The organism is Corynebacterium sp. HMSC036E10 (assembly GCF_001836265.1).
Classification (GTDB): domain Bacteria; phylum Actinomycetota; class Actinomycetes; order Mycobacteriales; family Mycobacteriaceae; genus Corynebacterium; species Corynebacterium coyleae.
This window is the reverse complement of sequence record NZ_KV827977.1, coordinates 312,772-334,899: the sequence shown is the minus strand read 5'-3', so window position 1 is coordinate 334,899 and position 22,128 is coordinate 312,772. Positions and strand designations below refer to the sequence as shown.

Sequence of the window (22,128 nt, the reverse complement as noted above, 5' to 3'; positions counted from 1 at the left end):
ATGGCGTTTATGAATCCAAGAGGACTACTTACACCAGGTAAACCGACCCCAGTGCGTAAGGTCCCGGACCACATTGAGCGTCCGGAATACGCCTGGAAAGACGACGTCCAAGAAAACGTCGGCGAACCGGTCATCCAAACGCCCGAGACGATCGAGGCGATGCGCGAGGCATCCAAGATCGCCGCGAACGCCCTTGCCCTTGCCGGTGCGGCGGTTGCTCCGGGCAAAACCACAGATGAGATCGACGGCATCGTGCATGACTACCTCATCGAACACGGTGCGTACCCCTCCACGCTTGGATACCGCGGCTTTACAAAGTCTTCCTGTGTGTCCCTGAACGAGATCGTGTGCCACGGCATCCCGGATACGACGGTGATCCGGGAGGGCGACATCGTCAACATTGACGTCACTGCTTACAAGAACGGTGTGCACGGCGACACCAACGCCACGTTCTTCGCGGGCGAGGTCGCCCAGGAGCACAAGGATCTTGTGGACCGTACCTACCAGGCTATGATGCGCGGCATTAAGGCTGCAAAGCCGGGCCGTGAGATCAACGTCATCGGACGCGTGATCGAGGCGTACGCGAAGCGTTTCGGCTACAACGTGGTCACCGACTTCACCGGACACGGTGTGGGTACGACGTTCCACAACGGTCTCGTCGTCCTGCACTATGACTCGGATGCATACACGGATGTTCTCGAGCCGGGAATGACGCTGACCGTCGAGCCAATGATCAACTTGGGTGAGTTGCCGTACACCGTGTGGGACGACGGCTGGACGGTACAGAACGTCGATGGTGAGTACACCGCGCAGTTCGAGCACACCATCGTGATCACTGACGATGGCAACGAGATCCTGACTATCCCTGATGCTGATGTAGCAGCAGGCCAGCACATGCTGGGGGAGTAGGCATTGCACCTGTAGATGCAAATGCGCCCCGCGGGAATGATCCCTGCGGGGCACATTTTTGTAGGTTGCAAGGCAGACACTGACCAAAGCAAAAACCCGCTGCCGAAGCAGCGGGTTTCTATCGTCCTACGACGAAGTTGACTTAGAACTTCGGCAGCTGGATGAAGCCGTTGTAGGAAGCGAAGTTGATGCCAGCGATCACGAGGCCGACGAGAGCACCGATACCAGCGACGATGGTGCCGTCGATCCAGTAGCGTGCCCACTGCGGAACAGCCTCAGGGTTGGTCTTCTTGCCGAAAGCATCGGTCGGGTAGAAATCGCGCTTGGTGTCCTTCTCGTCGAAGTACTTGGAGGAACCCTTGCCGTTGAACAGGCCCGCGGTGCCGTCCTTGACAACGTCGCCGAAGGACTTGTCGCCCTCCTGCTTGCCAGCGAAGATGACCTGCTTGTCCTTGTCGGACTTCTTCTCTTCCGGCTTCTTGGTGTCGTCCTGGCCGTTCTGCTCGGCAGTAGCGGTGGTCTCCGGATCCTTGTTTTCCTCAGCGGAAGCGATAGCGGTGCCGCCAACGAAGACGGTCAGAGCGGTTGCGGAAGCAACTGCAGCGGTGCGGAAGTTACGCATCTTTTTCCTTCTTTCGAAATGTGAATTGGAAGTGGTTAGCGGAAATCCGCGTTATTAGAACTTGACCGGGCCGTGAACGATGAAGTTGTACAGCGGGCCAACAATGAGGCCGATGACTGCGGAAACAGTGGCGAAGATGGTTGCACCGTACGCCAGGCGTGCGTAACGCGGCTGCTCACCGAAGTTATCCTTCTTGCTGCCGAAGATCTCCTCGCCGTCGGTGCCGCGCAGGTTGCCGTCCTTGTCGCGGAACTCGAGCCACTCGGACTGGACGATCTTGTTGGAGGAAGCCGGCTCAACGCCGTCCTTGCGGTCCTTGTCTGCGACCGGACGGGACGGTGCGACGTAGGTGTTCTCTGCCGCGGTGTTGTCCTCAGTGGTCTCGGCGGTTGCGACTGCGGTGGAGCCGAATGCCACAGCGACGGCGGTTGCGCCGGCGAGGGCTGCCTTACGGAAATTACGCATGAAACGAAATCCTTCTCTGATAGTTCTTGCACGACGTCCGGGTGGAATTCAAAGAAGTCCAGGGGCATTGAGCTCCTAGGACCGATAGCAAGCCTTAGAGGCTCGGTCCCGGTGTCTGCAACGACAATAGCCGATCGTTTCCAGCATCGTGCAAGTTTGGTGTGCGATTTGATGCAAAGATCATCAAAAGGTTGGAGTCTCTGTGTGTCCGCTGGGAATGATTGCGGGTTGATAACAATCGCAACGTGCGCTTTTCGCTTCTTGGGCAGTTGTCCCAGCGGCTTTGTTGAATGGCCCCCAAATTAGGGGGTAAAGGATAGGTTTAGACTTCTTTGAAAGTCAGATCAAGGCCCAGGATCGCGTTTTCCGTCACTTCGGCCAGTGCTGGGTGGATCCAGTATTGGCTGCGTGGGAACTCTCGAAGGTCAAGGTCGTAGGCCATAACGGTGATCATTTGCTGTATCAGGGTGGAAGCCTGTGGGCCCATATAGTGCGCGCCAAGCAGTTTGCCGGTGGTGCGGTCGGCGATGAGCTTCACCAGTCCGGTGCTGTCCTCCAGCGCCCAGCCGTATGCAACGTCGCCATAGTTCTGGACCTTGACGGTGACATCGTGGCCGGCCTCGATTGCTTGCTGCTCGGTCAGGCCGACGGTGGCGATCTGCGGGTGAGTGAAGATCGCCGACGGCACGTGGTCGTGCGGCATTGGGACGAGCGCGCCGTTGCCGCGCCACGTGGCAAGCACGTTGTGGGTCACCGCGCGCATCTCGGCGTTGGCAACGTGCTTGAGTTGGTAGGGGGAGGAGAGATCGCCAAGCGACCACACACCCTCAGCGGTCGTGCGGCCGAACTCGTCGACCTTTACGCGGCCGTCGTCATGCGTTTCGATGCCACCCGTAGCAACGTTGAGGGTGTCACTGTTCGGGATGCGACCGGTGGCGATGAGGAGGGCGTCGGAGGTGACCTGAGTGTCGTCGTCAAGCGTGAGCGTCACCTGGCCGCCATTCTCGGTGGCTGATGCGACCGTGCGGCCGATGTGGGTGGTGTAGCGCTGTGTGGCGATCTCGTTGAACGGATCGCGCAGATCCTCGTCGAGCGGACGCAGCAGGGGAGAGCGGCTGATGATGGTTACGTCGGTGCCCAGGGCATCGAAGACGTGAGCAAACTCCATCGCGATAAAGCCGCCGCCGACGATGGTCATCGACTTTGGCAGTTTGTCGAGGCGCATGACGTCCTCGTTGGTGTGATAGGTGACGCCCTTGGCCCACTCGGGGATAAACGGACGCGCACCGGCGGCGAGAATGATCGTGTCTGCGGTAATCGTTTCCTCTACGCCGCCGCGACCCGTCTTTAGGGTCTTCGGCCCGACAAAGGAGGCCTCCATGTCGTAGACGGTGACGTTGTCGCACTCGTTGCGACGGTAGTTTTCGCCGCCCTTGGCGATGAGGTCGATCCGGTTATCAAAGACACGTTCCTTGATGGCATCCCAGTCGGCGCCATGGAACTCAAGATCAACACCGAGTTTGCCGGCCTCTCGTGCGGCCAAGGCGTGCTCGGCGGCCAGGACGTACATCTTCGTCGGGATGCAACCCACGTTCAGGCACGTTCCACCAAATTTGCCCTTTTCGACGATAGCGACCTTCTTGTCATCGAAGTCCGGGGTCAGGATCGAGTTGCCGGAACCGGTGCCCACGATAATGAGGTCGTAGTGGGTGGAATTTGTCGCCACAGCAGACATGCTCGTCTCCTCTATATATATGTATGGATTGGGTTTAGACGTTACTGCGCCCCGGTGAGATCGTCTAGCCACGTAAACGTCGCCTTGAACGCGGACTCGCGGGCATGGCGTTCGGAGAGGAAAACGTCGTGGCGGGCGCCGTCGATAACTCGCACTTGTGAATCTTTCCCAAGTGTCGGGGCCCAACGCTGGATCTGGTCGACATCAAGCACGGTATCGGCCGTGTCGGCAGCGGGGGAGTACTCCTTGCCCAGGTATGAGTGCGAAGAGCACAGGGTCAGCGTTGGCACGCCGGTATCAACGTTGCCCTTGTGGATTTGTTCCTGTCCTTTAAGTACTGCCCGGATCCAGCCGAAGTACTTGCGGTGACCGACCAGCGGTTTCCAGGTGGTGTTGAAGCTCCATTCGCCGTGTTTGCTCTCGTGGATAGAGGTGCCATAGGTGCCCAGCCCGCCGCCCGGCAGTGGGATAGACGGGAAAATGGCTCCAAGCGTGTTCAGTACTGGGCGCAGGAGCTTCACCTGCCAGGTCGGGTACTGCAGGTCCAACCACGGGCTGTTGAGCGCGATTCCTTGAAGCAGTGCATGATCCGCGGGCGATTCTCGTCGTAAATGATCCGCCCACAGCGGAACAATCAACCCGCCAGTGGAGTGTGCGAGCACAACGACCGAGCCATGCTCGCGCGCGATGAGCCGCAGCGCCGTCGTGAGTTCCTCGAAGTAACGACGCATATCCAGCGTGAAGTGGAAGCGCTGGCCCTTCGTGTGCGCGCGGCCACAACGGCGCAGATCCAGCGCGTAAAAGGGGTAACCGCGTTCCACGAACTCGTCGGCAACATGGTTGTGGAAGAAGTAGTCCGACATGCCGTGGACCCACAGCACCGCGGGCTTATTGCTTGTCGACGACCTCACGTCCCGGACCAACACCGCCTCCGGTGCATGTCCCGTGTCGGGGTCCTTATCTAATTGCAGACGCGCATGCTCGTAATTTTTACCGAGCACGTCCGGTTTCCAGGTAAGTGTGTCGAGGGATGCTTCTTCTGTTTGATTCATGGGGCTGATGATACTGACCCGAAAGCGGGTGTGGGCCGTGTCATAATTCGGGCCTATGCACGTTCCGGTGCAGATAGACGTAGAATGTCTGTACTCCAAAAATTGTCGAAACACTATAAGGATGACTACGCATGTCTGACAACGGTGGTAATAAGTACGCGGACGAGGTGGACATCCTGCACGTTGGCGCTGGCATTATGAGCGCCACCCTGTGCTCGATGTTGCACGAACTGGAGCCCGAGTGGAGCCAGGTGATCTTCGAGCGCCTCGATGGTCCCGCCGAGGAATCCTCGTACGCGTTCAACAACGCTGGTACGGGTCACTCCGCTCTCTGCGAACTGAACTACACCCCGGAAAAGAACGGTCGAATCGACGTCTCTAAGGCGATGGCGATCAACGAGAAGTTCCAGGTCGCCCGCCAGTTTTGGTCCCACCAGGTAGAAAACGGTGTGATCAAGGACCCGCGCGCCTTTATCAACCCGGTGCCGCACGTTTCCTTCGCCCAGGGCGAAGACCAGATTGCATACCTGCGTAAGCGCTACGACAAGCTTTCTGCGAACCACATGTTCCCGGAGATGCAGTTCACCGATGACCGCGAGAAGTTCGCTGAGAAGCTGCCGCTGATGGCGCAAGGCCGCGACTTCGACGCTGAGCCGGTCGCAATTTCCTGGACTGATGCCGGCACTGACATCAACTACGGTTCCCTGACCAAGCAGTTCCTGGAGTCCGCTCAGGAAAGCGGCACCAAGATCCGCTACGGCCACGAAGTGCTCAACCTCAAGCGTGAGGGCAACTTCTGGAAGGTCACCGTGAAGAACGTTCGCACCGGTGACAAGCAGGTCGTCCGTGCACGCTTCGTGTTTATCGGCGCTGGTGGCTACGCCCTGGACCTGCTGCGCAAGGCAGGCGTTCCAGAGGTTCACGGCTACGCGGGCTTCCCGATCTCCGGTTTGTGGCTCAAGACCACCAACCCGGAACTCGTCCAGCAGCACAAGGCAAAGGTGTATGGCAAGGCCAAGGTCGGTGCTCCGCCGATGTCCGTTCCGCACCTGGACCTGCGCGTTGTCGATGGCGAAGAGTCCCTGCTCTTCGGCCCATACGGCGGCTGGACCCCGAAGTTCTTGAAGGAAGGCTCCTACCTGGACCTGTTCAAGTCCATCCGTCTGGACAACATCCCGTCCTACCTCGGTGTCGCGGCAACCAATATCGGCCTGGTCAAGTACCTGGTTGAAGAGGTTTTCCGTAACTTCGACGGCAAGATGGACGTGCTGCACGAGTACTACCCGATGGCAGACGGCAAGGACTGGGACGTTGTCGTCGCCGGCCAGCGCGTGCAGGTGATCAAGCCGGCAGCATTCCCGCGTTTCGGCACCTTGGAGTTCGGTACCGCTCTGGTCAACGACCAGAACGGCACCATCGCGGGCATCCTCGGCGCATCCCCGGGCGCGTCGATTACCCCGGCTGCGATGCTCGAGCTGTTGGAGCGTTGCTTCGGCGAGCGCATGATCGAGTGGGCTGACAAGCTCCACGAGATGTTCCCCACGTACGGCAAGTCGCTCAAGCACGACCAGAAGGCGTACGAGGAGCAGTGGGCATGGACCCAGAAGACGCTGAAGCTCGAGGATTAATCCCCGCGCTCAACTGAACTAGCTGCCCTACGTCCCGCAGAAGGTGACGTAGGGCAGTTGTCCTTCCGGCCGGGCCATCCATTCGGGCCCGGCCTGCTCGTTGTACGGGTCGGATACTGCCGCGAGCAGTTCGTTGTAATTCGCGTAATCACCGTGCAACTCAGCGGCGTCTATCGCGTCCTGCAGCATGTGGTTGCGCGGGACGAAGATCGGTCCTGGATCGCCGTTGATGCCGTGTTCGCGGTTGTAGGTGGTGATGTCGGTGGCGTTGTTGAGCCCCTCGTGGTCGTCGCCGATCCAACGCTGCCACGCCTCGTCCCAGGTTGGCTGGACTGTTTTGATGTAGGCGTCAACATAATCCTGGCCCAGTAAGGGGTAAAGCGCCTCTGCCAGGCGAGCCATGTTCCAGGCGATGATGCTCGGTTGGTTGCCAAAGGCGTAGCGGCCTTGCCTGTCGATAGATGAAAACGACGCTGCGGCATCGAAGCGCTCAGTGAACGCGCATGGCCCGTAGTCGATCGTTTCGCCTGAGAGTGTCACGTTGTCGGTGTTCATTACCCCGTGGACGAAACCGATGCGCATCCAGTGCGCAACCAGGTTGAAGTGGCGGCGGGTGACGGTTTCGAGCAGGTCGGCTGCATTGTCGAAACCGGCAGCGGTGACGATCTGGCGTACAAGGTCCTCGGATTGCGTTGCCGCGTACTGGACGCTGCCGACACGAAGATGGCTTTTCGCCACGCGGACCACGATGCCGCCGGGTACGGCGCCGTTTTGGCGGATCACCTTTTCGCCGGTGGTAAGTACTGCGAGGGAACGTGTCGTCGGTACGCCGACGGCGTGCATGAACGTAGAGACGAGGTGTTCGCGCAACATCGGGCCGATCGCACCGACGCCGTCAGATCCACGCCGTGAAAACACTGTCAGGCCGGATCCTTTGAGTTGGATCTCGTGGCCGGCGATGTTGCCGAGCAGCAACGCGCGGCCGTCGCCAAGCAATGGCACAAACTGACCGAACTGATGGCCCGCATATGCCAATGCGTGCCCGCCCTGGGCGCCGGTAAGCCAGGCGAGGCCGTCGCTGCTACGCAACCAAGCGACATCGAGCCCAAGTTCTTGTGCGAGAGGCTCGTTGAGAGCAACCATCTGCGGGTTCTCAAACCTTCTGCCTGGTTCAGCGTGGGCGAGCTCGGGCAGGTTCTCGGCGAATGTGTGGTCGAGCTGGGGTCGTGTCATGGTGCCACCCTAGACTGTGTCGCTATGACGAAAGGCCACATCACTCTTGTCGGCGGCGGCCCAGGCGCATGGGACCTGCTCACCATCCGAGGCTTGCGCGCGCTGGAAGCAGCGGACGTAATCCTTGCGGATCACCTTGGGCCGGCCGCGGAGCTTGAGGATTTTCTGGATCTGACCGGCAAAGAAGTCGTGGACGTGGCCAAGTTGCCCTACGCGCGCCAGGTCGCGCAGGAGCGTATCAACGAGATGCTGGTGTCCTATGCGCGTGAGGGCAAGCAGGTCGTGCGGCTCAAAGGCGGCGACCCGTACGTGTTCGGTCGCGGCTTTGAGGAGCTGCAGGCATGCGCGGCTGCCGGTCTTGAGTGCTCGGTAATCCCGGGCGTGACGTCCGCGGTGTCCGTTCCTGCGGCGGCAAACGTGCCCGTGACGCAACGCGGGGTGACGCATGCGTTCACCGTGGTGTCGGGACACTTGCCGCCGGAGCATCCCAAGTCGCTCGTGGATTGGTCCGCGCTTGCACAGGTCGGCGGCACCATCGTGGTGGTGATGGGGGTGCGCAACGTGCGTGCGATCGTCGAGAAGCTGCTGGAGGCATCGCTGTCCCCGGATACGCCCGCAGCGGTGATCCAGGAAGGCGAAACCGACGCGCAGCGCGTGTTCTTCGCTACCGCGGCCACCCTGCCGGATGTGATGGAGAACAACGATGTGACCTCACCTGCCGTGTACGTGTTTGGGGAGGTCGCAGGCCTTGCGCACACTGGATAGTCTGATTTGGGACACGGCCGATGTTGCTCAGGCTGAGACAGTCCTCGTGTGCAACGACCCGACACTCGATCTCACCCGCACCGCACTCGCTGCTGGGGCGAAGGTTGTGTTTTTGGACTCCGACTACTCACGCTGCCAGGAAGCAGCGTCGCTCGGTGCGGAGATTGCGGGCGATATGCGTATCGACGACTACCTTGCCGGTTCTTCAGGCACAGCCGTTGCCATTGGGGAGATGCCGAAGTCCCTGGCGCGGCTGGACTACCTGGCACGCTCGATTGCGGGAGCTGGGTTTGCTTCGGCGCGAGTGGTGTTCGGCGCGAACAATAAACACTTGTCTCGTGGCATGAATGTGGTGCTGGGCGAATCGTTCGACCAGGTGGCGGCCTCCCGTGGGCGCGGGAAGTTTCGCTGTCTTGTGGCGTCTGGGCCGCGCGAGGTGTCCTATGAGCCCGTACGCGGCGATGGACTTGTCGCCATCGGAGGCGTGTTCTCAGGGGCGAAGCCCGACCGTGGTGGGGAACTGCTGCGCTCCTGCCTGCCGGCAGAGCCTGGACGACTGTTGGACCTGGGGTGCGGCAACGGCTCTGTCACGCGTGGCTTGGAGGCAGTGGCCACAGACGCTGACGCAGACGCGGTGCTCTCCGCCCGCGCCATCGGCCTGAATGCGACCTGGGATGATGCAGGCTCACAGTTCCCGGACGGCTCCTTCGACACCATTGCGCTCAACCCACCGTTCCACGACGGGACCACCGTCGACGCAACCCTCGTCCAGCACCTCCTCGACGCCTCCAAGCGACTACTCGCGCCGGGCGGCACGCTCTACCTGGTCCACAATTCGCACCTGCGTTACCGCGGCGAGGTGGAGCAAAGGTTCGGCGCCGTGGAGCAGGTCACCCGCGATAAGACCTTCACGGTCCTGCGTGCTTCACTCTAGAGTGTGGTACCGTATTGCGGTACCACTCGGAGGAGGTTGTGATGTCTATCAGTGCATCTGAAGCGCGGCGCACGCTATATCCGCTCATCGAGCGTGTGAACAATGATCGCGATCCCGTTGAAATCGTGTCGCGTCACGGTAATGCAGTATTGATGGCTGCAGATGACTACGCGGCATGGGTTGAGACTGCCTACCTGTTTAAGTCGCCAGAGAATGCTCGACGCCTGACTCAGGCCTACGAGGAAGCACTCAACGGGGCGGTGGCCGAACACGACATCGACCTGGACGCGTAATGCGGCTTGTGTGGACCACCAACGCGTGGGAGGACTACCTGTACTGGCAGGGCAACGACAAGAAAACGCTGAGACGAGTCAACCAGCTTCTGCGCGACACCTTAAGGGATCCGTTTGAAGGCATAGGGAAACCCGAACCGCTGAAGTACGGAGCTGAAGGGGCGTGGTCGAGGAGGATCACGCAAGAACACCGCTTGGTCTATACGGTCGCTGGGACAGATTTGGTGATTCTCCAAGCCCGGTACCACTACTAACCCAGCAGCTTCGGCAGGGCGTTGGCGGCGGTGTCCTCGATGACCACGTCGGCGATATGCGACAGGTCCGTGCGCATCGGGGTGACCTCAATGATGGGGATTTCGCGCGCGTGCGCCATTAGAGGCAGGCCAGCGGCGGGGTAGACCACGCCAGAAGTGCCGACGATGATCAACGCGTCAGCGGTGCGCATGCGACGCTCCGCCTCCTTCCACTCAGCTTGGGGCAACATCTCGCCGAACCACACCACGCCGGGACGCACCGGCCCGCCACATAACGGGCACTGGGGCGGAGTGATCGTCGGGACAGGCTCCTCGGGCAGTGGGATTGGGTCGGTGTAGGGCTCGTCGCAAAGCGAACAGCGAAACGCGAAGAGCGAGCCGTGCAGGTGGACGACATTGTCGCTGCCAGCACGCTCGTGAAGGTTGTCGATGTTTTGCGTGGTTACCGTCGTCTTCGGCGATTGCGCGATGGCGAGATGTCCTGCATTTGGCTCGGCGCGCTGGGCGAGTTGGGCGCGCCAGAGGTACCAGGCGAGCATTGTGTCCGGGTCGGTGTGCCAGGCGTCGATAGACGCCATGGCCTGCGGGTCCACGTTCTCCCACAACCCGGTTTGTGCGTCGCGATAGGTCACAAGGCCACTGTCGGCGCTCATGCCGGCGCCGGTGAAGACCTCGATACGGCTGGCGTCGGTGAGTAGTGCGCGGGCGTTGTCGATTGTGGTCATGGTTTAAACGCTACCGGGAGAAGCAAAGGAGCGTGTTCTTTGTCACAAACCGTGTGCGCGCTTTAGACTCTTCGAGATCGACAGACATCTAACAGAGAGGTGGCCGCCGATGGCGATTGAATTCAACATGATCCAAACCATCGGCTTCGCCGTGCTCCTGCTCGTCGTTGGACGCTGGCTGCGCAACAACGTGGCGTTCTTTGAGCGCTTCGCCATCCCAGCGCCGGTGATCGGCGGGTTCCTTTTCGCCCTGTTCAACCTGGTGTTCAAACTCACCGGTTGGGTGGACATCACCTTCGACACCACCCTGCAGGGCTTCTTCATGACGATGTTCTTCACCACCGTCGGCTTCGGCGCCAGTGTCGCGCTTCTTGGCAAAGCCGGCAAAATGGTCACCCGCTTCCTTCTCGTCGCCTCTGTGCTGGTGGTGCTACAGAACCTTCTTGCGGTGCTGCTCGCGCCGATTGTGGACATTCCCTCCGCGCTCGCGCTGATGACCGGATCCGTTTCCATGACCGGCGGCCACGGTGTTTCCGGTGGTATGGCCCCGCTCGTGGAGGCGCAGGGTGTGGAGCGCGCAGAAACCGTCGCCTACACCGCAGCAACGTTCGGCCTGCTGATGGGCTCGCTCATAGGCGGGCCTGTCGGCGACCGTCTGATCAAACGCAACCGCCTTCAATCCAGCGGCACCCGCAATGTCGACGTGGACGATAGTTTGCTCACTGCGTATCGACGAGACCTGCGCAGCGACCAGGTCATGCAAGCCTTCATCGTCATCCTCATCGCGATGTTTATCGGCACCTACATCACCGACGGCATCAACTGGATCATCAGCCAGTTCACCGACAAAGCCGCCTTCCCGAACTACCTGGGTGCCATGCTCGTCGGCATTCTGTTCCGCTACATCTCAGACACGCGCAACCAGCGCCAGTACCACGAGTTTGTGCCCACACAAGAGGTGGAGATCATCGGCAGTGTTGCGCTCGCACTTTTCCTCGCGCAAGCACTGATGACGATCAAACTGTGGGAACTGGCAGACCTTGCCATCCCGCTTGTCATTCTGCTCATCGCCCAGACCGTGCTGATGCTCCTCTTCGCCCGCTTTGTCACATTCCGAGCGATGGGCAGCGACTACGACGCCGCCGTCCTGTCCGCCGGCCACTGCGGTTTTGGCATGGGCGCAACCCCCAACGGTGTGGCCAACATGGAGTCGGTGGTGCAGAAGTACTCGCCGTCGCGCCTAGCGTTTTTCGTTTTACCAATCGTCGGCGGGATGTTCATCGACTTCGTCAACATCCTCGTGGTGACGGTGTTCCTCAACGTGCTGTAGCCGTTAGATAAACACAAACAGGAGACAGACCACCAGGACTGCGACGACGCTTGTCATCACACGCCACAGGTAACGCTTGCCCGGCGCGTGTGCCGTGTTGACCGAGATCTTGCCCGGGGCCTGCGGCAGCACCGCGGCGACCATTGGGTCGTTCGGCTCCTTGTAGGTGCCCATGCCACCCTGCATCCGCAGCAGGTGGTTGCGTTGTTGCTCCGCTTCGTCGGGCTCGATGCCGTCCTTGGCCGTGGTCATGCGGATTGCTACGACGACGATGTAGACGGTGAATGCGATCCACAGTGCGATCTCCAGCCAGAACGGCAGCGAGATGTCCGGCAGCATCATCGAGACGTTGGTCAGCGCGAACAAGACCGCCATAGCGAGGAGGGTCTTCGACATGAAATCGGCTGTGGCATCGCAAAGCTTCTCGACGCGCGCCGCCGCCGTCTCCGAATACGGCAACGCCTTGTCCTCCGGTACGTCCACGGTCTGTCGTGCGAGGGTTTTCGGCGGCAGGCACGCGAGCATCGATATGGAGATGACGATGCCGATTGTGATCAAGAACGTCGCGTGAAGCAGGGTTTTCGGTTCGAATCCGTCCGCGTCGCCGTTGACGTTGAAATGGACCGGCACCGGGTCGGGGATCGCATCCCAGCGCAGGAGGATATACGCGAACGCGGCTGCGTAGGCCAGGGCAGCGAGGGCATAGCGACGGTAATGGGCAGGCATGTAGGCGATCTTAGACACAACCCAAAAGACGATATCGGGATTTGGCGCACAGGGCGGATAGCGACCTGCGGGTTTGCAAACGCGGCACCTTCAAAACCCGATATCGGAATTTAGGCTGTGGATAACAGTCGCGAAGTTATCCACAAAAACGGGCGGGGTCTTCCGCCGACACGGGATCTCTGCAATCGTTGTGGCATGGATATGGGGAGGCAACGGGAGATCCTGAGCAAGGTGATCGACCGCAGGGATACACAATCAGGCAGGGCAGTGGCGTTGTCGACAAGGCATGCGATGCTACAGGCCGACTTTCGGACGTTGGCGTTTTACGAAAAGCGCTGGGTGCAGGCGGTCGCAGCAGGTCAAGCGGCGCGGAAGGCGGCGCTCGCCGGCAGGTCTGCAGCACGCGTGCTGGGGATGTGGCTGGTAACTACCGACCCCAACGAACCTGTAGAGCTTGTGCTGCCCAGTGGCAAGGCGCCGTCGAGGAAACAATGGCCAGCAAACACCGTCTACCACGAAGCGCGTAACCGCGCGGCCGTGATCAAGCACTTTGACACATTGCGCGTTACCGACGAGCTGACCACCGCGTTCGAGATCGCTCTGCGCCACGGGTTCAGGGAGGGGCTGGTGGCGATGGACTGGGTGCTCAAACACCACACCGATCGTGCGACCGTGGAGGCGGAAGCCGACAAGCTCGGACGGGTCAAGGGGATAGGTGTGTTGCGGAAAGTGCTGCGATACGCGGTGGATAACTCGCGGTCGCCGTTCGAATCGTACGCACGCGCGGTGCTGATCGAGCGGGTGGCTGACGGTTGGATCGTCAACGGCATGTTCGCCGGCTACGAGGTGGACCTACGCCTCGGGGCACTGATCTTGGAGATCGACGGGGATTACAAATACGACGGGGTCACGTTTAAGAAAACTGACGAGACGCTGCGACAAGAGCGCAAGCGGGAGAAACATCTGCTCAAACGTGGTGTGTTCCTGCTCAGGGCGTCGCCGCATGATCTGTTGTTTAAGGAAGGCGAGTTTGTCGACGACGCCCGCGCCCTGCTCGCCCTCGCCCAGGCGCGAGAAGCAGAAAACGGGGCAGCACACACCCAGGCGGCGTGACACCTACACACGCATGGTCAGCAGCGTGCCGTCGACAGACACGTCGAAGCCCGCAGCCACGGACAGGTCCACGACCTCCGAAGCAGACGACGCGTCGTGTGGCGCCAGTACCCGGGCCAGCTCGCCCTTGTACTTCTTGTTGAAGTGGCTGACCACCTTGCCGGTGTCGGCCTGTTCCACGCGGATGGTCAGCGCGCCGGGCACAGGGCCGAGGTTCTGGTAGGCGCCGGAGCGCATGTCGATGACAAAGCCGCAGTCTGCAAGTGCATCCGTCACGGCGGAGCCCCACCAGGCGCGCAACGTTTTGCCGTCCAGTTTCATTCCGGCGGACAGGCGGTAGCGGGGGATGAGGTCGCCTGCCCGAACCACGCCGAACAGCGCGGAGCCAACGGCAAGGTGCGATAGCGCATCGGCGGACAACGTGGAGGCATCGAGCGAGTCGTACAGCACACCCGTGTAGCGCTTGATGGCAGGCATCACCGGATTGTCACGCAACGTGAGGTTTTCCTCCGCCTCTGCCTGCTTGGAGGCGGGGGTGTCGACGAGGGTGTGGGTGAGTTCGTCGAGAAGCGAATTGCGAATGGGATCCAACGACGGAAACGACAACGCCATCGCCGCGTCGGTGCCGCCGGGCGCTTTGGTTTCGGAAGGAGGGAGGACGATCAGCATGACGAACAAGCTACCGGGTAAACTGCCCCGCATGATTACTCGCCTGTCCACGCTGTTCCTGCGCACTCTGCGCGAAGACCCGGCCGACGCTGAAGTGCCGAGCCACAAACTCCTTGTCCGTGCTGGTTACGTCCGCCGTGCCGCGCCGGGCGTGTACTCCTGGCTGCCGCTTGGTCTGCGTGCGCTGCGCAAGATCGAGGGTGTGGTGCGCGAGGAGATGGACGCAATGGGTGGCCAGGAACTGCTGTTCCCGGCACTGCTGCCGCGCGAGCCCTACGAGGCGACGAACCGCTGGACCGAATACGGCGATGACCTGTTCCGCCTGAAGGACCGCAAGGGTGCGGACATGCTGCTCGGCCCGACGCACGAGGAGATGTTCACTACGGCGGTGAAGGACCTGTACTCGTCGTACAAGGATTTCCCGGTCACGCTGTACCAGATTCAGACGAAGTACCGCGACGAGGCACGTCCGCGCGCGGGCATCCTTCGCGGGCGTGAGTTTGTGATGAAGGATTCCTACTCCTTCGACATGTCGGACGAGGGCCTGGATGAGTCGTATGCAAACCACCGTGCGACCTACCAGCGCATCTTCGACCGTGTGGGACTGAAGTACGAGATCTGCCAGGCCACCTCCGGTGCCATGGGTGGCTCCGCATCCGAGGAGTTCCTCGCGTACTCCGACAACGGCGAGGACACTTTCGTGGTGTCCACCGCAGGCGATTACGCCGCCAACGTCGAGGCCGTGACCACGGTCGCTCCGGAAGCCCGTGCGGTCGAAGGGCTGCCTGAGGCTGTCGAGCACGACACCCCGAAGTCCGAGACCATCGCGGCACTCGTGGAGTGGGCGCAGAGCGCAGGAGTGCTTATCGACGACCGCCCTGCCGAAGCCTCCGACACGCTGAAGTGCATGATGATCAAGGTCAACGACCCGCGTGCCGTGGATGAGGACGGCAAGCCGGTCGGCCCGCAGCTGGTGGGCGTGCTCATCCCGGGTGACCGCGAACTGGACGAGAAGCGCCTGGAATCATCGCTCGAGCCGGCGACCTTCGAGTTGGCAAGCGACGAAGACTTTGCCAAGAATGATTTCCTGGTCAAGGGCTACGTTGGCCCGCGTGCGCTCCAGGCCAACGGTGTGCGTGTGCTCGCAGACCCGCGTGTGGTCGAAGGCTCCGCGTGGATCACCGGTGCGGACGCTCCGCAGAAGCACGTCGTCGGACTGGTCGCTGGTCGCGACTTCACTGTCGATGGCTACATCGAGGCCGCCGAGATCAAGGAAGGCGACCCGTCGCCGTCCGGCAACGGCACCGTGAAACTCGCCCGCGGCATCGAACTGGGCCACATCTTCCAGCTGGGCCGCAAGTACACCGAAGCCATGGACGTGCAGATCCTGGACGAAAACGGCAAGCGTGCCGTGCCGACCATGGGTTCCTACGGCATCGGTATCTCTCGCATGCTCGCTGTGGTGGCGGAGCAGCGCCACGACGACAAGGGCCTGGTCTGGCCGGTGGAGATCGCCCCGTACCAGGTGCATGTGGCTGTGGCGAACAAGGACGCTGCTGCGCTCGAGGCAGGCGACCGCATCGCTGCAGAACTCTCCGACGCCGGGCTCGAGGTGCTTTTCGACGACCGCCCGAAGGTCTCCCCAGGCGTCAAGTTCAAGGATGCGGAACTGCTCGGCATGCCGTTCATCGTGATCCTGGGCCGCGCATTCGCAGACGGCATCGTCGAGCTGCGTATCCGCGGTGGTGAGACTCTCGAAGTCCCTGCCGACGAGATCGTGGCGAAGGTCCAGGAGCTGGTCGCAGAGCGCCGCGGCTAGGCGATAAATCTGGGTGTGAAGGCTAGGCCCGCTGGGCGTGGGCGGCGAGTTGGATTGCCGCCTTGCGCCACTGCTTGGTCTCTGCGTGAGCGGCGGCGTAGCGCCACTGTTTGACAAGGTCACCGTGCATCGTTTCGACGAGCGCGGTGGCCTCTTGCGTTGTCTGGGGGTCGTTGTAGCCGTCCGCGAGGGTGTATCCGGCGGCGGGAACTAACGCCTGATCGTCTGTGTCGCCGAGCAGTTCCGTAAGCGCCTCGGTGCGTTCGTGGGACGCCTCGCGCAGCTCGCTAATGCGGGTGCGCAAAGCCTCGTCGGCATGGGCGAGCGCGAGGCCGAGGCCGTAATACATCGCGTTTTCGCGAGCGAGGAGGTCGGCGGCGGATTGGGTCGCGGCGTCGTCGTCAAGCGGGCCCTCGAGAGTGATCTCGACTGGAGTGAGCGCAAGCGCATCGATGGCTTGGGCTACTACGAGGTCAACCGAATCGTCAGGCACCTTGTCGGCGGCGGTGACGGTGTGCTCCAAAAGGGCTGCGCCGTCCGCGGCTGCCGGAAGGTCGGTGTCGCCATACCCGACGTTGCAGGACTGCGGGGTCTGTCCAGTTTCGTCCGTGCCGCACAGGCGCAGTGCTTCGTCTTGAAGCTGCGCGCTCTGGAACTTGCGCAGTTCCGCCCACTCGGGGTGCTCCCCGAACACCCAATCAGCGGAGGCTTGCTTGGCCAGCGACATGATCTCGCCGTTGGCGCGAGGGCCGACAACATCCATCACTGTGCAACTGGTCAGGAGCAGTACAGCTGGCAAAACAAGCAGTTTCTTCACCCGCTGCACGTTACACGCTAGGTTTGACGCATGGCATTTCCCACAAATAACGAACTTGAACAATTGGTCGCCCCTGTCGTGAAGGCGTACGCGATGGACATTGAGAACATTCGCACCGTCAAGGCGGGGAAGAAATCGCAGGTCGTTATTGCGCTCGACTCGGATACGCACCCGACGCTGGATGAGTTGGAGGAAGTGTCCAATGAGCTATCAACGCTTTTCGACGACCTCGAGCAGCGCGGGGAAGTCAACTTCGGCGCCGGATACACGCTTGAACTGACCACCCCTGGTGTGGATATGCCGCTGACGCAGCCGCGACACTTCCGTCGCAACCAGGGCCGTCTGATTAAGGCGGGTGAGCAGAAGTGGCGCATCGCCGCACTGGATGAGGCGCAGGAGCATGTTGCGCTGGTGCGTTCGTCGAAAAAGGGCGATGAGGTGCGAATTGCACCGGTTTCAGAAATTGCTGGTGCAGTGGTAGAAATTGAGTTCAACGCGCCGCCAGCAGCAGAAGTTGAGCTGGCGGATCAGACGTTTGCAGAGCTCGAAGCCGCAGCGGCGGCACAGGAAGGAAACAAGTGAATATCGACTTGAACGCGCTGAAAACCATCGAAGAGCAGCAAGGCATTTCGATGGAGGATCTGCTGACCACCATCGCAAACGCGTTGCTGTTTTCATACCGCGAGTTCAAGGAGGAAAGCGGTACGGAGCGTTCCAAGGCGCGTGTGGACATTGACACCGAAACGGGCGACGTTGCCGTTATCGTCAGCGAGCTCGACGCCGAAGGCGAAGTCATCTCTGAATACGACGACACGCCGGTGAACTTCTCCCGAATCGGTGCCGTTGCGGTGCGCGACGCTATCAAGGGGCGCCTGCGTCAGGCGGAGGCTGGCCGCGTTTACGGCGAGTACGCCGAACTCGAGGGCCAGATTGTCTCTGGGCTGGTCCAGCGCGATGCCCACGCAGAGGCGCGCGGCATCAGCATCGTCCAGCTCGGTACGGAGGCAGACCCGCAGGACGGCATCCTGCTGCCGGCAGAGAAGATCCCGGGCGAAGTGTTGCGCCACGGCGATCGCATCAAGGCTTACGTCGTTGGTGTGAACAAGGGGGATAAGCGCGTGCAGGTCAACCTGTCGCGCACGCACCCCGAGTTGGTTCGAGGCCTGTTCGCACTCGAGGTGCCGGAGGTAGCCGACGGTTCGGTAGAGATTGTCAGCATCGCGCGCGAGGCAGGTCACCGCTCCAAGGTTGCAGTGCGCGCAACTGTCAAGGGTGTCAACGCCAAGGGTGCCTGCATCGGGCCTCGAGGAGCGCGCGTGACCAACATCATGCAGCAGCTAGGCGGCGAAAAGATCGACATCATCGATTGGGATGCGGACCCGGCGAAGTACGTCGGTAACTCCCTGGCCCCCTCGAAAGTGGTGGATGTCACGGTGCTCGATGCGGATATGCAAGCGGCTCGCGTGACGGTGCCGGACTATCAGCTCTCCTTGGCCATCGGCAAGGAAGGCCAAAACGCCCGCCTGGCCGCCCGCCTGACCGGCTGGAAGATCGACATCCGCTCCGACGCTGATATCGCCGACGACGAATAAGGTCTTTGCCAACGTTTATGAAACCCGCAGGAAGTACAGATTCTGCGGGTTTTCGCGTACAGTGTCTAACGGCTTTGCGTCCGCACGTTGGGTGCGGCGGCCCACCACGCACACGAGTGCGCCGGTGTGAGACATAACGGCACAGTGTTAGACGGCAGATAGGTTGCGGGAAGGATGCGAATGAGCGGAATGCGTAAGCACCCCATCCGCACACGTACCTGTATTGCTACCCGAGAAACTCACCCCGACGTCGAACTGTTGCGCGTGGTCGCCGATCCGGACGTGCCGGGGAAGATCCTCGCCGACCCGGACCGGAAACTGCCTGGTCGGGGAGCATGGATTACCCCGTCGTTGGACGCAGTCGAGCTGGCGGAACAACGCCGCGCCTTTGGGCGAGCGCTCCGTCTGTCTGCGAAAGTAGACCTAGGTCATGTACGTACGTACCTCGCCTCGTCGCAAAGCAGAAGCGCCGAGGCGGTCGACCCAGAGAATGAAGGAAAGACCGAACACTGATGAGTACGCAACCATGAAGCAGCATCAGCGATGAAAGTCACTGACCACGTCTAGGGGCCGGTAGCCGAAGGGCACTGGGCTCCTAGCATGAACAACAAGGAGACATGTGTCCGGAAAGCTACGCGTACACGAGTTGGCTAAGCAGCTCGGCGTAACAAGTAAGGAATTACTCGCAACCCTGAAAGAACAGGGTGAGTTTGTGAAGACGGCGTCGTCGACCATTGAGCCGCCTGTCATCAAGAAGATGAAGGCGCACTACGCCAAGCTCAATGGCGGTGGCGCAGACGACAACGAAAAGAAGGAAGCACCGACTCCGGCAAAACCGCCGTTGAAGAAGCCTGGCCAGAACCGTGCCAAGCCCGCAGCGCCGAAGCCTGCCGGTTCCGCACCAAAGCCGGGCGAGGCTGCGAAGCCGAAGCCGGCTCCGGCTGCTCCGAAGGCACCGGCTGCGAAGCCTGCTGGTGCGTCGGCACCGAAGCCGGGCGCACCGAAACCAGGTGCGCCGAAGCCTGCAGCGCCGAAGCCTGCCGGTTCCGCACCAAAGCCGGGCGCACCTAAACCCGCAGCTCCAAAGCCTGCAGCGCCGAAGCCGGCTGCTGCGAAGAAGGACGGCCCGACTCCGGGCGGTATGCCTCGCCCGATGCCGAAGCCTGGTGGACGCCCGCGCGTTGCTAACAACCCGTTCTCGTCCAATACCGGCGGTGGGCAGCGCCCGCCGCGTCCGGGTGGACGTCCGGGGCAGGGTCGCGGTGGCCAGGGCCAGGGCGGCCCACGCCCGGGTGGTGCCCGTCAGGGTGGCGGCAACCGTCCGTCCCCGGCGGATATGCCGGCAGGTCCGTCGCCGACACAAATGCCTGCGAAGGCTGCACCGGCTGGTGGCCGCGGCGGTGGCCGTGGTCGTGGCCGTGGTGGCCAGAACGGGCCACAGCGTGGCGGTTTCGGCGGACCGGGTGGCGGTTTCCGCGGTCGCGGCGGACGTCGCGGCGGTACCGCAGGTGCATTCGGCCGTCCGGGTGGTGCACCCGGCAAGCGCCGCAAGTCCAAGGGCCAGAAGAGGGCTGAGTACGAGGAGATGCACAAGCCGAACGTCATCGGTGGCGTTCGTCTCCCCGACGGCGGTGGCAAGACCGTTCGCCTGCGCCAAGGCGCGACCCTGTCTGACCTCGCTGAGAAGATCAACACCGATGCATCGTCGCTGGTGCAGGCGCTGTTCAACCTCGGTGAGATGGTGACGGCAACGCAGTCCGTGTCTGAGGACACCCTGCAGCTGCTCGGCGCTGAGATCAACTACGAGGTCCAGATTGTCTCGCCGGAGGACGAGGACCGCGAACTGCTTGAGTCCTTCGACCTGCAGTTCGGTGAGGACGAAGGCGGCGAAGAGGAGCTCGAGCAGCGTCCTCCAGTGGTCTCCGTCATGGGTCACGTCGACCACGGTAAGACCCGCCTGTTGGACTCCATCCGCAAGGCAAACGTGGGTCGTGGCGAGGCCGGCGGTATTACCCAGGGCATTGGTGCATACCAGACCGAGGTCACCCTCGACGGCCACCCGCGTAAGATCACGTTCCTGGATACCCCGGGCCACGAGGCGTTTACCGCCATGCGTGCCCGTGGTGCGAAGTCGACCGACTTGGCCATCCTCGTGGTGGCAGCGGACGACGGCGTCATGCCGCAGACCGTTGAGGCGATTAACCACGCCAAGGCTGCGGAACTGCCGATCGTGGTTGCAGTGAACAAGGTGGATAAGCCGGAGGCTTCCCCGGAGAAGATCCGTGGCCAGCTCACCGAGTACGGCCTCGTGCCGGAAGAGTACGGCGGCGACACCATGTTCATTGACATCTCCGCGAAGCAGGGCACCGGTATCGACAACCTGCTGGAGGCTGTGCTCCTGACCGCAGATGCGGCGCTTGAGCTCACGGCGAACCCAGACATGGACGCACAAGGTATTGCCATCGAGTCCCACCTGGACCGTGGCCGTGGCCCGGTGTCCACCGTCATCGTGCAGCGCGGCACCCTACGCGTCGGTGACTCGATTGTCGTCGGCGGCAACTTCGGTCGCGTGCGTCGCATGGTCGACGAGTGGGGCGAGGACGTGGAAGAGGCAGGCCCGTCCCGTCCGGTCCAGGTCCAGGGCCTCAACGGTGTTCCTGGCCCGGGTGACAACCTGCTCGTGGTCGAGGATGACCGCGTTGCTCGTCAGATTGCTGCACAGCGTGATGCTCGTCAGCGCGCTGCTATGCAGGCACGTCGTAAGAAGCGTGTGTCTCTGGAGAACCTGGATCAGGCTCTCAAGGAGCGCAGCCAGCTCAACCTCATCCTCAAGGGCGACAACGCCGGTTCGGTGGAAGCCCTCGAGGAGGCGCTGCTCAAGATCGAGGTCGACGACGAGGTGCAGGTCAACATCATCGACCGTGGCGTCGGTGCTGTGACCCAGACCAACGTCACCCTCGCGGCGGCATCCGACGCCATCATCATTGGCTTCAACGTCCGCGCGGACGGCAAGGCCACGGAAGAGGCGAATGCCGAAGGCGTGGAGATCCGCTACTACTCGGTCATCTACCAGGCGATCGAGGATGTGGAGCAGGCGCTCAAGGGCATGCTCAAGCCGATCTACGAAGAGCGCGACCTGGGCGAAGCCGAGATCCGTCAGATCTTCAAGGCTTCCGCAGTCGGCCTCATCGCAGGTTGCATGGTTACCGAGGGCAAGGTCAAGCGCGGTGCGAAGCTGCGCCTGGTCCGCGACGGCAACGTCATTACTCCGGATGCGTCGATCGATTCGCTGCGCCGCGAGAAGGACGACGTCAACGAGGTAGCCAAGGGCTACGAGTGCGGCATGGTGCTGTCCTACCCGGATATCCAGGTGGGCGACATCATTCAGACCTACGAGATGGTCGAGGTTCCGCGCGACTAGTCGTCGCAAAGCAATTGCTTATCGAC

General features: G+C 61.6%; 22 protein-coding genes. 13 read left to right on the top strand and 9 right to left on the bottom strand.

Going from position 1 to position 22,128, the window contains the following annotated elements:
• The first annotated feature begins 9 nt into the window (after nucleotides 1–9).
• On the top strand, nucleotides 10–909 hold the full coding sequence (map, locus tag HMPREF2736_RS05515) for a type I methionyl aminopeptidase (RefSeq protein ID WP_168167622.1): 900 nt from the start codon (nucleotides 10–12) through the stop codon (nucleotides 907–909).
• Between the two features lie 142 nt (nucleotides 910–1,051).
• Here the strand turns inward: map and HMPREF2736_RS05510 are convergent, their stop codons facing one another.
• The 4 genes from HMPREF2736_RS05510 to HMPREF2736_RS05495 form a co-directional block, all read right to left on the bottom strand.
• Nucleotides 1,052–1,531 carry a hypothetical protein gene (locus HMPREF2736_RS05510; RefSeq protein ID WP_070829054.1) on the bottom strand — a complete coding sequence of 160 codons (480 nt, stop codon included), beginning with the start codon at nucleotides 1,529–1,531 and terminating at the stop codon, nucleotides 1,052–1,054.
• Nucleotides 1,532–1,585: 54 nt separating this feature from the next.
• Entirely contained in the window at nucleotides 1,586–1,996 is a 411-nt protein-coding gene (locus HMPREF2736_RS05505) for a hypothetical protein (protein ID WP_070829053.1), read from the bottom strand.
• 322 nt (nucleotides 1,997–2,318) lie between these two features.
• Entirely contained in the window at nucleotides 2,319–3,731 is a 1,413-nt protein-coding gene (gene mtr, locus HMPREF2736_RS05500) for a mycothione reductase (RefSeq protein WP_070829052.1), read from the bottom strand.
• A 41-nt stretch (nucleotides 3,732–3,772) separates the two neighbouring features.
• Nucleotides 3,773–4,783, bottom strand: coding sequence for an alpha/beta hydrolase (locus HMPREF2736_RS05495; protein WP_070816292.1), 1,011 nt, complete (start codon nucleotides 4,781–4,783; stop codon nucleotides 3,773–3,775).
• Nucleotides 4,784–4,914: 131 nt separating this feature from the next.
• On the opposite strand from HMPREF2736_RS05495, the gene mqo reads away from it, so the two are divergent.
• On the top strand, nucleotides 4,915–6,411 hold the full coding sequence (gene mqo / locus HMPREF2736_RS05490; protein ID WP_070422277.1) for a malate dehydrogenase (quinone): 1,497 nt from the start codon (nucleotides 4,915–4,917) through the stop codon (nucleotides 6,409–6,411).
• 27 nt (nucleotides 6,412–6,438) lie between these two features.
• On the opposite strand, the gene HMPREF2736_RS05485 is transcribed toward mqo, so the two are convergent.
• Nucleotides 6,439–7,644 carry a protein adenylyltransferase SelO family protein gene (locus HMPREF2736_RS05485; RefSeq protein WP_070829051.1) on the bottom strand — a complete coding sequence of 402 codons (1,206 nt, stop codon included), beginning with the start codon at nucleotides 7,642–7,644 and terminating at the stop codon, nucleotides 6,439–6,441.
• 24 nt (nucleotides 7,645–7,668) lie between these two features.
• Between HMPREF2736_RS05485 and cobA the strand changes: the two genes are divergently transcribed.
• Genes cobA through HMPREF2736_RS05465 form a run of 4 tightly spaced genes read left to right on the top strand, consistent with a single transcriptional unit; the run spans nucleotide 7,669 to nucleotide 9,890 of the window.
• Complete coding sequence (gene cobA / locus HMPREF2736_RS05480; RefSeq protein WP_070771436.1) at nucleotides 7,669–8,409, top strand: uroporphyrinogen-III C-methyltransferase; 741 nt, start codon at nucleotides 7,669–7,671, stop codon at nucleotides 8,407–8,409.
• Nucleotides 8,393–9,343: a class I SAM-dependent methyltransferase gene (locus HMPREF2736_RS05475; RefSeq protein ID WP_070829050.1), complete on the top strand. Its 951-nt coding sequence runs from the start codon at nucleotides 8,393–8,395 to the stop codon at nucleotides 9,341–9,343. The genes cobA and HMPREF2736_RS05475 overlap by 17 nt, the downstream gene beginning before the upstream one ends.
• A gap of 41 nt (nucleotides 9,344–9,384) precedes the next feature.
• Nucleotides 9,385–9,636, top strand: coding sequence for a type II toxin-antitoxin system Phd/YefM family antitoxin (locus HMPREF2736_RS05470; protein WP_070422281.1), 252 nt, complete (start codon nucleotides 9,385–9,387; stop codon nucleotides 9,634–9,636).
• The gene (locus tag HMPREF2736_RS05465; protein ID WP_070422282.1) at nucleotides 9,636–9,890 is read left to right on the top strand and encodes a Txe/YoeB family addiction module toxin; all 255 of its coding nucleotides are present in this window, start codon (nucleotides 9,636–9,638) and stop codon (nucleotides 9,888–9,890) included. The genes HMPREF2736_RS05470 and HMPREF2736_RS05465 overlap by 1 nt, the downstream gene beginning before the upstream one ends.
• Here HMPREF2736_RS05465 and HMPREF2736_RS05460 read toward each other — a convergent pair.
• Nucleotides 9,887–10,615 (bottom strand): NAD-dependent deacylase, encoded by a 729-nt coding sequence (locus HMPREF2736_RS05460; RefSeq protein WP_070829049.1) that lies wholly within the window; start codon nucleotides 10,613–10,615, stop codon nucleotides 9,887–9,889. The two genes, HMPREF2736_RS05465 and HMPREF2736_RS05460, sit on opposite strands and share 4 nt — an antisense overlap.
• A 109-nt stretch (nucleotides 10,616–10,724) precedes the next feature.
• Here HMPREF2736_RS05460 and gltS point away from each other — a divergent pair, with 109 nt between their 5' ends.
• Nucleotides 10,725–11,945, top strand: coding sequence for a sodium/glutamate symporter (gene gltS / locus HMPREF2736_RS05455; protein WP_070422284.1), 1,221 nt, complete (start codon nucleotides 10,725–10,727; stop codon nucleotides 11,943–11,945).
• Nucleotides 11,946–11,948: 3 nt separating this feature from the next.
• Here the strand turns inward: gltS and HMPREF2736_RS05450 are convergent, their stop codons facing one another.
• The gene (locus HMPREF2736_RS05450) at nucleotides 11,949–12,671 is read right to left on the bottom strand and encodes a DUF1648 domain-containing protein (RefSeq protein ID WP_070829048.1); all 723 of its coding nucleotides are present in this window, start codon (nucleotides 12,669–12,671) and stop codon (nucleotides 11,949–11,951) included.
• A 291-nt stretch (nucleotides 12,672–12,962) separates the two neighbouring features.
• On the opposite strand from HMPREF2736_RS05450, the gene HMPREF2736_RS05445 reads away from it, so the two are divergent.
• A complete protein-coding gene (locus HMPREF2736_RS05445; protein ID WP_070829047.1) occupies nucleotides 12,963–13,784 on the top strand; it encodes a hypothetical protein in 822 nt (273 codons plus the stop codon).
• A 3-nt stretch (nucleotides 13,785–13,787) separates the two neighbouring features.
• On the opposite strand, the gene HMPREF2736_RS05440 is transcribed toward HMPREF2736_RS05445, so the two are convergent.
• Nucleotides 13,788–14,453 (bottom strand): YaaA family protein, encoded by a 666-nt coding sequence (locus HMPREF2736_RS05440; RefSeq protein ID WP_070829046.1) that lies wholly within the window; start codon nucleotides 14,451–14,453, stop codon nucleotides 13,788–13,790.
• Between the two features lie 31 nt (nucleotides 14,454–14,484).
• Here HMPREF2736_RS05440 and HMPREF2736_RS05435 point away from each other — a divergent pair, with 31 nt between their 5' ends.
• Nucleotides 14,485–16,272, top strand: a complete 1,788-nt coding sequence (locus HMPREF2736_RS05435) for a proline--tRNA ligase (RefSeq protein WP_070484116.1) — start codon at nucleotides 14,485–14,487, stop codon at nucleotides 16,270–16,272.
• A 22-nt stretch (nucleotides 16,273–16,294) separates the two neighbouring features.
• Here HMPREF2736_RS05435 and HMPREF2736_RS05430 read toward each other — a convergent pair whose 3' ends face one another.
• Nucleotides 16,295–17,089: a DUF4439 domain-containing protein gene (locus tag HMPREF2736_RS05430; RefSeq protein WP_246822059.1), complete on the bottom strand. Its 795-nt coding sequence runs from the start codon at nucleotides 17,087–17,089 to the stop codon at nucleotides 16,295–16,297.
• Between the two features lie 30 nt (nucleotides 17,090–17,119).
• Between HMPREF2736_RS05430 and rimP the strand changes: the two genes are divergently transcribed.
• The 4 genes from rimP (at nucleotide 17,120) to infB (ending at nucleotide 22,102) form a co-directional block, all read left to right on the top strand.
• Nucleotides 17,120–17,671, top strand: coding sequence for a ribosome maturation factor RimP (gene rimP / locus HMPREF2736_RS05425; protein ID WP_070820325.1), 552 nt, complete (start codon nucleotides 17,120–17,122; stop codon nucleotides 17,669–17,671).
• Entirely contained in the window at nucleotides 17,668–18,681 is a 1,014-nt protein-coding gene (nusA, locus tag HMPREF2736_RS05420) for a transcription termination factor NusA (RefSeq protein ID WP_070829045.1), read from the top strand. The genes rimP and nusA overlap by 4 nt, the downstream gene beginning before the upstream one ends.
• A 189-nt stretch (nucleotides 18,682–18,870) precedes the next feature.
• Nucleotides 18,871–19,194, top strand: coding sequence for a YlxR family protein (locus HMPREF2736_RS05415; RefSeq protein WP_070829186.1), 324 nt, complete (start codon nucleotides 18,871–18,873; stop codon nucleotides 19,192–19,194).
• Between the two features lie 106 nt (nucleotides 19,195–19,300).
• The gene (infB, locus tag HMPREF2736_RS05410; RefSeq protein ID WP_070820323.1) at nucleotides 19,301–22,102 is read left to right on the top strand and encodes a translation initiation factor IF-2; all 2,802 of its coding nucleotides are present in this window, start codon (nucleotides 19,301–19,303) and stop codon (nucleotides 22,100–22,102) included.
• Nucleotides 22,103–22,128: the final 26 nt, after the last annotated feature.